The 12,527-nt window shown below is 67.8% G+C and carries 14 protein-coding genes; 3 read left to right on the plus strand and 11 right to left on the minus strand.

Translation table 11 applies throughout. The features are described from left to right. Nucleotides 1-19: 19 nt before the first annotated feature. From V7672_RS12275 to V7672_RS12315, 9 genes are all read right to left on the minus strand, one after another. Nucleotides 20-997, minus strand: coding sequence for a type II secretion system F family protein (locus V7672_RS12275; protein ID WP_335624888.1), 978 nt, complete (start codon nucleotides 995-997; stop codon nucleotides 20-22). Between the two features lie 5 nt (nucleotides 998-1,002). Further along, nucleotides 1,003-2,640: a CpaF family protein gene (locus V7672_RS12280; RefSeq protein ID WP_335624889.1), complete on the minus strand. Its 1,638-nt coding sequence runs from the start codon at nucleotides 2,638-2,640 to the stop codon at nucleotides 1,003-1,005. An 8-nt stretch (nucleotides 2,641-2,648) separates the two neighbouring features. Next, nucleotides 2,649-4,208, minus strand: coding sequence for an AAA family ATPase (locus V7672_RS12285; RefSeq protein WP_335624890.1), 1,560 nt, complete (start codon nucleotides 4,206-4,208; stop codon nucleotides 2,649-2,651). A 6-nt stretch (nucleotides 4,209-4,214) separates the two neighbouring features. Next, on the minus strand, nucleotides 4,215-4,895 hold the full coding sequence (locus V7672_RS12290; RefSeq protein WP_335624891.1) for a CpaD family pilus assembly protein: 681 nt from the start codon (nucleotides 4,893-4,895) through the stop codon (nucleotides 4,215-4,217). Nucleotides 4,896-4,903: 8 nt separating this feature from the next. Next, nucleotides 4,904-6,337 (minus strand): type II and III secretion system protein family protein, encoded by a 1,434-nt coding sequence (locus V7672_RS12295; RefSeq protein WP_335624892.1) that lies wholly within the window; start codon nucleotides 6,335-6,337, stop codon nucleotides 4,904-4,906. Continuing rightward, the gene (cpaB, locus tag V7672_RS12300) at nucleotides 6,334-7,254 is read right to left on the minus strand and encodes a Flp pilus assembly protein CpaB (protein ID WP_335624893.1); all 921 of its coding nucleotides are present in this window, start codon (nucleotides 7,252-7,254) and stop codon (nucleotides 6,334-6,336) included. The genes V7672_RS12295 and cpaB overlap by 4 nt, the downstream gene beginning before the upstream one ends. 209 nt (nucleotides 7,255-7,463) lie before the next feature. Beyond that, nucleotides 7,464-7,979 carry an A24 family peptidase gene (locus V7672_RS12305; RefSeq protein WP_335624894.1) on the minus strand — a complete coding sequence of 172 codons (516 nt, stop codon included), beginning with the start codon at nucleotides 7,977-7,979 and terminating at the stop codon, nucleotides 7,464-7,466. Between the two features lie 120 nt (nucleotides 7,980-8,099). Next, entirely contained in the window at nucleotides 8,100-8,279 is a 180-nt protein-coding gene (locus V7672_RS12310; protein ID WP_123288020.1) for a Flp family type IVb pilin, read from the minus strand. Between the two features lie 229 nt (nucleotides 8,280-8,508). Then, nucleotides 8,509-8,688: a Flp family type IVb pilin gene (locus tag V7672_RS12315; RefSeq protein ID WP_123288020.1), complete on the minus strand. Its 180-nt coding sequence runs from the start codon at nucleotides 8,686-8,688 to the stop codon at nucleotides 8,509-8,511. Nucleotides 8,689-8,973: 285 nt separating this feature from the next. Here V7672_RS12315 and V7672_RS12320 point away from each other — a divergent pair, with 285 nt between their 5' ends. The 3 genes from V7672_RS12320 to V7672_RS12330 are packed head-to-tail and all read left to right on the plus strand — an operon-like array spanning nucleotide 8,974 to nucleotide 10,447. After that, nucleotides 8,974-9,360, plus strand: a complete 387-nt coding sequence (locus V7672_RS12320; RefSeq protein ID WP_335624895.1) for a pilus assembly protein N-terminal domain-containing protein — start codon at nucleotides 8,974-8,976, stop codon at nucleotides 9,358-9,360. 2 nt (nucleotides 9,361-9,362) lie between these two features. After that, nucleotides 9,363-9,902, plus strand: coding sequence for a TadE/TadG family type IV pilus assembly protein (locus tag V7672_RS12325; protein ID WP_335624896.1), 540 nt, complete (start codon nucleotides 9,363-9,365; stop codon nucleotides 9,900-9,902). Further along, the gene (locus V7672_RS12330) at nucleotides 9,899-10,447 is read left to right on the plus strand and encodes a TadE/TadG family type IV pilus assembly protein (protein WP_335624897.1); all 549 of its coding nucleotides are present in this window, start codon (nucleotides 9,899-9,901) and stop codon (nucleotides 10,445-10,447) included. Before V7672_RS12325 ends, V7672_RS12330 begins: the two co-directional genes overlap by 4 nt. Here the strand turns inward: V7672_RS12330 and V7672_RS12335 are convergent. Together V7672_RS12335 and V7672_RS12340 are read right to left on the minus strand one after the other, a co-directional pair. Next, nucleotides 10,444-11,742 (minus strand): anthranilate synthase component I family protein, encoded by a 1,299-nt coding sequence (locus V7672_RS12335; protein WP_335624898.1) that lies wholly within the window; start codon nucleotides 11,740-11,742, stop codon nucleotides 10,444-10,446. The two genes, V7672_RS12330 and V7672_RS12335, sit on opposite strands and share 4 nt — an antisense overlap. Beyond that, nucleotides 11,739-12,518: a tyrosine-protein phosphatase gene (locus tag V7672_RS12340; RefSeq protein WP_335624899.1), complete on the minus strand. Its 780-nt coding sequence runs from the start codon at nucleotides 12,516-12,518 to the stop codon at nucleotides 11,739-11,741. The genes V7672_RS12335 and V7672_RS12340 overlap by 4 nt, the downstream gene beginning before the upstream one ends. Nucleotides 12,519-12,527 lie beyond the last annotated feature (9 nt).

Raw genomic sequence — 12,527 nt, forward strand, 5'->3', positions numbered from 1 at the left:
TCCATCGAAACGGGGCCCATCAGAACTTGAACGAAATCATCTTCTTCATGACGAAGATGCCCAGGGACATCATCGCCACGGCCACCAGAAGCATGAACTGGCCCCGGGGGTCGGTGAACAGGATCATCATGTAGGCGGGGGTCGTCAGCGTCACGAGGATCATCACGGCCGGCGGCAGCGAGCCGATGATCCCGGCGGAGGCCGTGGCCTCGGACGACAGGGCCTTGATCTTCTCGCCCATCATCCGCCGGGCGCGCAGGACCGTCGACAGATTGGTCAGGGCCTCGGCCAGATTGCCACCGGTCTTCTGCTGGATGGCCATGACGATCGAGAAGAATTTCAGCTCGGGCGTGGGCATGCGCTCATACATCTTGTTGAGCGCCTCCGAGAGCGTCAGGCCGACGCCCAGCCCCTCGACCAGCTTCTGGAACTCGGGGCCGAGCGGGGACGGGCTCTCGCGGCCAATGATCTTGAAACAGTCATGCACCGGCAGGCCCGACTTGATGCCACGCACGATGACGTCGACGGCGTCGGCGAACTGGCTGGAGAATTTCTTCATCCGCCCCTTGGCCATGAAGGACAAAACCCAGCGCGGCAGGCCGAGGCCGAAGATCAGCGCCAGCCCCATCCCCATCAGAATGTTCAGCCCGAACATCAGCGCCACCAGCAGGGCGGTGACGCCCAGCCCGCCGCTGATGATCCAGAAGGTGCGGACGGTCAGGCTCAGCCCCGCATGGCGAATGCGCGCCTTCAGCGACATCCGGGCCTTGCGGTCGGCGCGGTCGGCTTCCTGCAGCTGGTCGACGATCTGCTTCCGGCGCGACTCGGGGGTGTTGGCGGCGGCCTGTTTCTTCAGACGGCCATTGTCGACCTTGGGGCCACCGAAGGTCTGGGCACGTTTGACGGCCTGGGCGCTCGAATCGTCGCCGCCGACCAGCACCCAGCCGACCGAGCCGATGGTGATGAAGGCCAGCACCGCTGCGAGAAGAGCCAGCATCGGCGCTACTCCGCCGCGTCGAGGGCTTCGGCCAGCTCGCGCTCAAGGCCATAGTAGCGGGCGCGGTCCCAGAAGCGCGGGCGGGCGATGCCGGTCGAGCGGTGACGGCCGATGATCTTGCCGTTCTCGTCCTCGCCGGTGATCTCATAGACGAACAGGTCCTGGGTGACGATGACGTCGCCTTCCAGCCCCACCACTTCGGTGATGTGGGTGATGCGGCGCGAGCCGTCGCGCAGGCGGGCGGCCTGGATGATGACATCCACCGAGCCGACGATCATCTCGCGGATGGTCTTGGACGGCAGGCCATAGCCGCCCATGGTGATCATCGACTCCATGCGGCTGATGGCCTCACGCGGGCTGTTGGCGTGCAGCGTGCCCATGGAGCCGTCGTGGCCGGTGTTCATGGCCTGCAGCAGGTCGAAGGCTTCGGGTCCGCGGACCTCACCGACGATGATCCGCTCGGGACGCATCCGCAGACAGTTCTTGACCAGATCGCGCATGGTGATCTGGCCCTGCCCCTCAAGGTTGGGCGGGCGGGTTTCCAGCCGAACGACGTGCGGCTGTTGCAGCTGCAGTTCGGCCGCATCCTCGCAGGTGATGACCCGCTCGGTCGGGTCGATGAAGGCCGTCAGCGTATTCAGCAGGGTCGTCTTGCCCGAGCCCGTGCCGCCCGAGATGACCAGATTACAGCGCGACGCCCCGATGACCCCGAGCACGCGGGCGCCCTCAGGACTGATGGAGGCGAACTCCACCAGATTCTTCATCGTCAGCTTGTCTTTCTTGAACTTCCGGATCGTCAGGGTCGCGCCGTCGATGGCCAGCGGCGGGGCGATGACGTTGACGCGCGAGCCGTCGGGCAGGCGGGCGTCGCAGATCGGGGAGCTTTCATCCACGCGGCGGCCGACCTGCGACACGATGCGCTGGCAGATGTTCATCAGCTGGGTGTTGTCACGGAAGCGGACATTGGTCAGCTGGACCTTGCCATTGACCTCGATGAACACCCGGCCGGCGCCGTTGACCATGATGTCGGCGATGTCGTCGCGCGCCAGCAGCGGCTCCAGCGGGCCATAGCCCAGCACATCGTTGACGATGTCCTGGACCAGATGCTCCTGCTCGGCCACCGACATGGAGACGTTCTTGATCGCCACCAGTTCGGCGACGATGTCGCGGATTTCCTCGGACGCCGCCTTCTGGTCCAGCTGGGCCAGCTGGGACAGATCGATGGTGTTCATCAAGGCGTTGAAGATGGTCGTCTTCGTCGCGTGATAATAGTCGGACTGCTCCCGGACGATCTCGGTGACCGTTTGGACCTTCTTCATCTGCTCGAAGGCGGGAGTGGCGCGGGGGCCGGGCCCCTTGGCGCGGGCGGGGTCGGGGGCCGGCGGGGCCTTGGCCTGCGGACGCGCCTGCGGGCGGGCCGCCAGGGCGTCCAGCCGGTCGGCATGTTCGGAGGGCGGCCGTGTCGCCTGGGCCTCGGCGGTCTGGCCCGCGGGCGCCGCCTCGGCCTCGTCAAAGCCAAAGGCAAAGGCCTCTGTCTGGATGCCGGGTTTGGGCTCGCGCGCCTCAGCCGCGGCCGGCGCGGTGGGAGCCGGACGCGGGGCCGCGCCTCCCGGGGCCGTCGACTGTGTGCGCTTGCCAAACACGGGTCCCGTCAGCCCTTCCTGAACAGGTTGCCGAACATCGACTTGCCCTTGGCCTTGGGTCCGGCCACGGCCGGCATCTCACGGCAGGAGACGATCTGGGCCAGGGTCTGGAAGGCGGCCGCCGACTTCGACTTGTCGTTCAGATCCAGCACCATCTGCCCGTTGTTGGCGGCGGTCCCGAACACCTTGGGCTCGAACGGAATGATCAGGCTGGGGTGAACCCCCAGCGCCGCGCCGAAGTCCTTGGCCGGGATCTCGGGCCGCCCCGGCACACCGACCTGGTTCAGCACCAGACGCGGCGGTGCATCATTCGGCCGGCCCTGACGGACCAGATCGATCATATTCTTGGCATTGCGCAGCGAGGCCAGATCGGGGGTTGCCACCACCACCACCTCGTCGGCCGAGATCAGGCTGCGGCGCATCCAGCCGCTCCAGATGTGCGGCAGGTCCAGGACCACGAAGGGCGCGGTCGCGCGAATGCGGCTGGTCACCTCCTCGAACGCCTCGACCGAGATGTCCCAGTCCGCCTCCAGTGTGGCCGGGGCGGCAAACAGGCTCAGCTTGTCGGTGCAGCGGACCATCATCCGGTCCAGCAGGGTGGCGTCCAGACGATCCGGCTGGCTCAGCGCATCCGCGACGCCGTTCAGGGGGTCCTGGTTGAAATCCAGACCGGCGGTGCCGAACGGCAGGTCATAGTCGACGATCACCGTATTGGCGCCGATCCGCTCGCTCATCGCATAGGCGGTGTTGTGCGCCACCGAGCTCGAGCCGGTTCCGCCCCGCGCGCCGACAAAGGCGATCGAGCGGCCGACGAACGGCTGGGCCGGGTCGGAGAACAGGCCCCCGATCGCCGCGATCAGCTGCAGCGGCTGCAGAGGCGCGACCAGATATTCGCTGACCCCGCGCCGCATCAGCTCGCGGAACAGCAGGATGTCGTTGGTGGCGCCGATCACCACCACCTTGGTGCCCGCGTCGCAGACCTCGGCCAGGCTGTCGATCTCGGCCAGCAGGCTGTGGGGGTCCTTGAGGCACTCGACGATGATCAGCGGCGGGGTCGGCTCATGGGCATAGGTTTCGATCGCCGCCGGAATACCGCCCACACGGATGTGGGTCGTGGCGCGGGCCATGCGCCGGTCCTTTCCCGCCCGGTCAGCGGCGGCCAGCGTGTCCTGGCGCTCGGCGAAGACGTGGATGGCGATGCGCGGGATCGACACGCCGGACGAGTCGGGCTGTCCATAGCCGGGGCTGGAGGCGACCTCGGGCAGGGCCGGTTCGAGAGGGGCCAGCGCCGCCGACGCCCCGGCCACCAGTTCGCCGACGGGGTTGAAGGACTCACCCTGACCATAGGGGTCGGCAGGCACGGTCGCCGCCGGGAAGGCCGACGGCGCGCTGCCGATCGGGGCGGTGAACTGCAGCGGCTCATGAGCGGGCTGAGGCGCGGGCACAGGGGCGGGCGCGGGCGCGGGCGCGGGCGCGTCCGTCCGGGCATAGCTCATGTCGAGGTCGAAGGACTCGTCCACGTCCGCGTCATAGGCGTCTTCAGGTCGGGGAAAGGCTGAGGCGTTCATCGGGCCCTAATCCACCGCCCGCGCAATGCGGCCGCTGACCAATTCATCCTGGGGTGCCGACGTCGCCTCGCCAGCGCGGTAGCTTTGGAAGACCACGGCGGCGCGGCCGGAGTCTGCGGGCGTCATGGCGCGCGGGCGCACGATGTCGCGCGGATCGTCGATCTGGGCGGCCATATTGGCCGTCACCGCACAGCCGAGGCCGGGCGACGGGGCGTTGGAATAGCGCGGGCGCCCGGCACCGTTCACGGCGGCACAGTTGGGAATGACCGCCTGGACGATGTCGAAGCCGACCAGCACCGGTGCGCGCGGATCGGGGGCGTCATAGCCTTCGACGCGGATACGTTCTTCGGGCACGCCGTGCGCGGCCAGGGCCGACTTGACCGACCAGGCCAGATCCGAAGCCGCCGCATCGCCGCCGCCCGGGGCCTGGATCAGCAACCCGCCCGTCCCGGAGGCCCAGTAGCGCTGGACCAGGGCATCGATGGCCGCGCTCTGGTTCGCGGACATGCCGTGGTCGTGCACGGCCAGGGCGATCCGGTCGAGGCCCGGCTCGACCTGCATGTAGTATTGCGAAATCGGCGTCAGCGGCGTGATACCGCCGGCGCCACCTCCCCCACAGGCCGACAGGGCCAGCGCGGCGGCGGCGGCGGTCAGGACAACCAGGGTGCGAGGGGTGCGTGCGGTCATGTCCGGCCTCATTCGATCACATAGCCGACCGGGCCGACCCAGCGGGCGGGAGCGGCATCGCCGGTCTGGCGCGCCGGGCCATAGGTCTGGGTCAACTGGCCGAACAGCAGGGTCGAGGCATCGCCCGCGATGGTCAGGCCGTCTGCGGGGGTCTGCAGCTCGTTCGGGCTGGTCGGAGAGACGATATAGGCCTCGAGGATGATCACCAGCTCGGTCTCGTTCGACAGATAGTCGCGCGACCGGAACAGGCCGCCGGCCACCGGGATGTCCCCCAGCAGCGGCAGCTGGTCGATGTTCTGGCGCGTATCCTCGCGCAGCAGGCCCGCGATCATCAGCGATCCGCCGGAGGGCAGCTCCACGGTCGAGGAGGCGCGGCGCACATTCAGCGCCGGGATGACCAGGGCGTTGTCGGCGGTGCCGCCCAGGGTAAAGGCGCCGGAGGTGCTCAGCTCCGACACTTCGGTCGACAGCTGCAGCGAAATCCGGCCGCCCGACAGCACGATCGGGCGGAAGGCCAGACGCACGCCATAGGGCTTGAACTCGATCAGGATATTGCCGCGGTCATCGCGACCGACGGGCACGGGAAACTCGCCGCCCGCCAGGAATTCGGCATTCTCGCCGGACACCGAGGTGGCATTGGGTTCGGCCAGGACCCGCACCAGGCCGGCCCGCTCGAACGCCCGAAGCGTGCCGGTCAGGCCCTCGCCGTCATTGTTGGCGTCGGTATAGCGCAGGCTACCGCCGCCCAGCTGGCTGCCGGCCACGGCAAAGGTCGCCGAGTTGGTCAGCTGCAGACCGTCGCCGACCGTATCCAGGATGGTGGTCACATCGAAGCCCAGCTGTTTCACGGCCGAGCGCTGCACCTCGATCACGCGGGCGCGCACCATCACCTGATCCGAGCCGGTGATGGTCATCATATTGATGATCTTTTCCGGGGCATCGACGAAGGCGCTGGCGATCTGGGTGACGCGGTCGGCCTCGCCGGGGCTGGACACAGTCCCGGTCAGCAGGATCCGGTCATTGACGGCCTCGGCGCGCACGTCCGTGCCTGGCAGGATGCGGCTCAGCGTGTCCTGAAGGGCGCTGACCCCGGCATCGACGCGGATCCGCAGTGTCAGGATCGAGCGACCGGCGGAGTCCAGGAACACGGCATCGGTCTCGCCCGGCGCCAGGCCGATGATGGTGATGCGGCGCGGGGTATGCAGAACCGCCTCGGCGACCGTCGGATTGGAGACGATCACATCGCGGGCGTCATTCGGCAGGTCGACCGCCATCGACGTCCCGCGCGGCAGGCTGACCAGACGCGTGCCGGTGCCCATGGTCACCACTTCGCGGCTCTGGGCCTGAACCGGCTGGGCGGTGAACGCCATGCCCAGCAGCAGGGTGGCCGCAGCCGCAAGGGCCGTGCCTCCGCTTCGGATCAGGCGGGATGTCGGGCTCATGGAACTACCACCACTTCGGTTTCGCCGCCGCGATAGACGCGCACCGTGCCGCTCTCGGCGCTGGGCGCCGCGCCGACCCGGCCGGAGGGCCCGCCGGTGTCGGCATAGGAGCGCAGCACCAGGCTGAGTTCACCCTCGGACTTGGCCAGCGCCAGGGCTTCGGCATCGCCGGGCCGGACCTCGAGCGTGGCGGTCGCGCCGACCACAGCCTGTTCGGAATCCGAGACGCGGGTCGACTGGTCGATCGCCAGAACCTTGACGTTCTGCAGCACCGTGGAAGAGGCAAAGCGCGGCCGGTCGCCTTCCTGGGCGCCCATATTCGCCAGATTGGTCTCGCGCGTCAGCAGCACATCGACCCGATCACCGGGCAGGATAAAGCCGCCGGCGGCGGTCTCGACCGTCACGCGGATGGCCATGGCGCGCATGCCCGGCTCCAGATAGGCGGCCATATAGCCACTGTCCCCCGCCGGCACGACCTTGCGCGCCACGATCGGCTCTCCGGCCAGAATGGTCTCGCGTACGACGGCGCCGACGAAATCGGATTTGGAAGCCTGGGTCACCGCCTCGGTGGCGGCCCGGGTCACGCGGGCTACGGCACCGTCGGGTTTCTGGACCGCGGGCGCCGTCTGGCCCCTGGCCGGAATCGGCACAGTGCCGTCAGTGACGAAGGTGGCGTCGACCGCGCTGACGGCCCAGTCCTTCCAGACCATGTCGGCGGCGGTCAGGCGGCTGCCCGCCTGGAGGTCCTTGGCCGCGACCAGCACCTTGGCCATCGGCTCGGTCGGCTGGGCAGGCGATTCAGCGGCGGCAGGCGTGGTCGGCTGGCCCGAGGACGAGCCCATCGTGCGCACCACCAATGCCAGGCCGATGGCAGAGATGGCCGCAACGCAGATCACGACGATACGGGCGGGCTTCATCCAGGGTCTCCGGCGGCAAGCGGTCAACCCGAATCATGCCCCGGGCAACCTGACCGTTAACGACCATGAAGGGCGCGAGTTAACGCTCCCCTAAGCCCGGATTCACAAGTGCTTCCCGGGCTGGAGCCTTATCGGTCGAGGGGGAGTCGCTTCGTGATTCCGCCGATGCCGTGAGTCAGGCTCTCGGGTAAAACTGGACCGATTTCGGTCTAGAGGCCGGCGGCGAACCGCTCGACCATGGTGCTGGCCGGATAGGCGAGGAGGGCGCCGACGGCGATGGCCACGCCATAGGGGATGTCGCCCTTGGGCTCCATCAACTGCGACACCCAGCCGGGCACCCCGGACAAATAGGGACGGGCGTGAAAACGGGCGAAAATCAGGGCCAGACAGAAGACCCCGCCCACGATGCCGGTCCACAGCAGGAAATAGCCGGACCCCGCAACCCCCAGCCACAGGCATGAGGCCGCCATCAATTTCGCATCACCGCCGCCGATCCAGCGCAGGGCAAACATCCCGGCGCCGGCAAACAGGGCCAGCAGGGCCACCCCGACATGGGCGGCGACCGTCGACAACGGCAGCCCGACCGCCAGGGCCGTTGGGAAAAACGCCCCGATCAGGAACAGCGAGATCCAGTTCGGGATCGTCATCGACGTCAGATCCTTGAGCCCGGCGATGATCACCAGGGCGGGCAGCGACGCCAGCAGCATCAGGGTCAGTGTGTCCATGGCCGAACCCTTGCACGACACGCGTTAAAACGGGGTTTCCCTGAAGGAGCCCCCCTGCCAACGACAAGGGGCCGAAGCGTCGCCGCTCCGGCCCCCATTCGGTTTCAAGACGTGTCGGCGTTAGGCGCCGGCGGTGCCGCCCATGCCGGTCACAACGGCATTGAACTTGGTCTTGATGGTCGTGCCGAGCGCGGTCACGGCCGAGATGATGACGACGGCGATCAGGGCCGCGATCAGGCCGTACTCGATGGCCGTGGCGCCGGATTCGTCCTGGGCGAAACGCGAGATAAACTTGGTCATGGTGTCCTCTTGGTCGGTTCTTTGCGGGCGTGAATGGGGGAGACGGTCGCCCGCTCGGCCCCCGGATTGCACGATCAGACTAGCGGCAGGCAGTTAAGGAGCCGTCGAGAGTAATGGTTATTCGTCGTTTACTCTGATTTTGTTCAGGCAAGGCTCCACAGGGTATCAACGAAAAGGGGCCGAAGCGTCGCCGCTCCGGCCCCCCATTCGGTTTCAAGACGTGTCGGCGTTAGGCGCCGGCGGTGCCGCCCATGCCGGTCACAACGGCATTGAACTTGGTCTTGATGGTCGTGCCGAGCGCGGTCACGGCCGAGATGATGACGACGGCGATCAGGGCCGCGATCAGGCCGTACTCGATGGCCGTGGCGCCGGATTCGTCCTGGGCGAAACGCGAGATAAACTTGGTCATGTGATAGTCCTTTTCCTTGAGCGAGCTAACGATTGCACCATCAGGGTCGTCGGTTTTTGCCCGCTTGACCCCCTACACCCTCATCATGCACGGCACGGCTTAAGGACAAGTAAAGTGAACAGCTTTGCTTGTTATATTCATGGTTACCAGATCATTTACTCTAATAATGCCGATCCGACAGGCTTTCAGCCTTTCTTGAGGATTCAGTGGTCCCTTGGGCCTCGCGCGCGCCTGACGCGGGCGCGCTGATGATATTGGAAGGCAGATCGCCCCATGGCTCGCTACATGCCCCGCTCCCTGATGTTCGCCGCCGCGGCCCTCGTAGCCTCGGGCGTCGCCGCCCCGGCCCTGGCCCAGGACCCGCTGCGCGTCGACATCGACCAGTCCGCCCGCATCCAGCTGCGCGCCCCCGCCGGATCCGTGATCGTCGGCAATCCGCAGATCGCCGACGTCACGGTGGTCGATGCCAACACCCTGTTCGTGACCGGCAAGGGCTATGGCGTGACCCAGATCGTCGCCGTCGACAGCATCGGTCGCACCGTCTTCCAGAGCCAGATCATCGTCAGCGCCGGCGACTCCGGACAGGTGCGGGTCTGGCGCGGGGGCGAGGTGACCGAAATGGCCTGTGGCACGACCTGCTCGCCCACCCTGCGTTCGACCGGCACACCGTAGTCATGCCTCGAGTGGCCCGATCGCGAACGGCGCTGGACCGCTTTCTGGCGGCACGGCGCGGCTCGACTGCGGTCGAGTTCGCCATGGTGGCCATGCCCTTCTTCTTCATGATGTTCGCCGTGCTCGAACTGGCGTTTGTCTTCGTGCTCGACTCGATGCTCGAAAACGCCGTGATCGAGAGCGGGCGGCTGGTCCGCACCGGTCAGGCCGACAATCAAGACTTCAACGCCGAGCAGTTCAAGACCGCCCTGTGCGCCCGGATGAGCATCTTCACCAGCGACTGCGCGACCAAGGTCACGGTCGATGTGCGCGAGATTCCGCAGTTCACCAATCCCAATCCCCCCGACCCGACGGCCGGTGAGAGCTTCAGCGAAGCGGGCCTGGGCTATGACCACGGCAATCCGGGCAGCCTGATGCTGGTGCGGGCCTGGTACCGGCACACCCTGTTCACCCCCTTCCTCGAACAGGGGCTGGCCCGGATGGGAGACGGCAAGGCGATCCTGACCGCGACCACCGCCTTTCGCAACGAGCCTTACCGGTGAAGAGCCGCGGCATCCTCAGGCGTCCGTGGCGCAAGCTGGGCGCGGACCGGCGCGGGGTCTCCGCCGTCGAATTCGCCATGCTGGCTCCGGTGATGATCTTCTTCTACTTCGGTCTGGCCGAGTTCTGTCAGGGCTATATGGCCCAGAAGCGCGCCAGCCATTCGGCCGCCATGGTCGCCGACCTGATCGCCCAGCAAGAGCGGGTCACAGGCGGCGAGATCGACGACATCTTCCAGGTCGGCGAGCTGATCATGGCGCCCTTCACGGCAGACGGCATGAGCCTCCGGGTTTCCAGCGCCCGGCGTATCAACGACAGCACGGTGCGCATTGACTGGAGCCGGGGCAGCGGCATCGCCGCCCGGGCGACCGGCAGCAGCATCACCGTGCCCGTTGGCCTGATCGCGATCGGCGAGAGCGTGATCGTGTCCGAGTCGCTCTACGACTACGATTCCCCCGTCGACTATATGATGCCGGGCATCACCACCTTTTCGCACACCTTCTATCTACGCCCGCGCACGGTCGAGCGCGTGGCGCTGGTGCCCTAGGCCTCGGTCAGCGCGCGTTCGATCGCCGAGATCTTGGACAGGACCTCGTCGGACTCCGCCGCCGGATCGCTGTCGGCGACGATCCCGGCTCCCGCCTGCGTCCGCCAGTGCCAGCGGCCCTTCCGCTGCTCGAAGGCCAGCGTCCGGATCAGGACCGAGGCCGTCAGCGTCCCCGCCCCCTCCCGCAGCAGCAGACTGCCGCACCACGCCCCGCGCGGGGGTTCATGGCCGGCGATGACCTTCATGGCCTGATGCTTCGGCGCACCGGTGATCGAACCCGGCGGAAAGGTCGCGGCCATCACCTCTCCGACGCCCTGCCCCGGCGAAAGGCGGCCACTGACGGTCGAGACCAGGTGATGGACATTGGCGTAGGATTCCAGCTGAAACAGGCTGTCGACCTGAACCGACGCCGGCGCGCAGACCCGCGACAGGTCGTTCCGCATCAGGTCGACGATCATCAGATTTTCAGCCCGATCCTTGGCCGAGGCCCGCAAGGCCTCCGCCTCCGCCTGATCCAGGGCGGGGTCGGCGCGGCGCGGGCGCGTGCCTTTGATCGGCCGGGTCTCGACCCGCCCGCCCGGCTCAAGCGTCAGGAACAGCTCGGGCGAGTTGGACACCAGCGCCCGCTCGCCCAGCCGCCAGAAGGCCGCATAGGGTGCCGGACTGTCGCTGACCAGCCGCAGGAAGACATCCAGCGGGTCGGCCCCGGGCTTCAGTTCGCCGGTCCAGGCCCGGGCGATATTGGCCTGGAACAGCTCGCCCGCCGCGATGCGCGCCACGACATCGGCCACCGCGGCGCGATAACCCGCCTCGTCGCCCTCCGCGTCGAAGCGCGGGGACAGCGGGCCTTCGACGGCAAGCTGCGGGCGTCCGGCTTGTGTCCAGCCCACGGCCTGATCCAGCGCGTGCTCGGCCGCGCCTGCGTCCTCGCCCCGCCCGATCGCGGTCAGGGTGCGGGGTGCGGTCTCGAACACCAGCCAGGCCGGATAACGCGCCGCCATCAGGTCGGGCCAGACCGACGGCCGCGGCCCCGTCGCCGGGCGGGCACCCCCGTCATAGGCCAGTAGCTGGACCGCCCCCTCAGCCCAGGCGGGATCATCCAGCAGGGCCGTGACGGCCGCCGTATCCTCGTCGATCTGCCGGACAGCATCGGGATCTGCGGCGATCATCACCCTTCCCCCGGTGCCGCTGAACAGGCCGAGCATCCCGTCTCGCGCCCCGATCGCCTGCAGCACCTCCAGCGGGTCACGCCACGGCAGGGCGCGTTCCCGCCGCGCCGCATAAGGCCGGATCATGCCGACAGCCGCTCCACAATCCGCTCCCGCCGGGCTGTATCGATGCCCAGCGCCTCGACCAGATAGCCGTCGACCGACCCGTGCACCGCCCTCATCTCGGCCATGGCCGCGTCCAGAAACGCGGGCGCCACGCCCAGAAAAGCGACCACCGCCGCATGCGAGGCCGAGCGCCCTGTCATGGCCTTGAGCCGTTCTGCCACGAAGCCGGCCTGTCCCTCCAGATCGACCGCCGTATTGGTCAGCAGATAGTCGGCCATCAGGTCGTCGTGGCCCACGCCCAGCAGATGGTGGGTCAGGGCCGCCAGCAGGCCCGTCCGGTCCTTGCCCGCCGCGCAGTGGATCAGCACCGGCCGGTCGCTCTCGGCGAGGGCTTCAAAATAGCGTCGGAACAGATCGATGTGCGACGCCTCGAACGGCAGACGCCGATAGGTGTCGGTCATGAAGGCCCGGCCCGAGTCCTCGGTCAGATCGGCCGTCTTAAGGAAGGTCATATGGGGCGCCTCACCCCCGTCATCGTGGGCACTCTCGATCAGCCGGGCGGCAAAGCCCTCGGGCCTACGGCTGGGCTGGCCCCGGCGCTCGCTGGGCCGGCGCAGATCGACCACCACGCCAAGGTCCAGGGCCGCAAGCGCCGCAAGATCCGCCTCGGTCGCTCGGGCCTGATGGGCGCTGCGGAACAACCGCCCGGGCCGCACATGCCGACCCGCGACCCCGGCGTAGTCGCCGAAGTCGCGGAAGTTGTCGATCGCCTCAAAACGCCTCAGTCGCTCGGTCATACCCTCTCA

Source organism: Brevundimonas sp. (genome assembly GCF_036963785.1).
In the GTDB taxonomy this organism is placed as follows: domain Bacteria; phylum Pseudomonadota; class Alphaproteobacteria; order Caulobacterales; family Caulobacteraceae; genus Brevundimonas.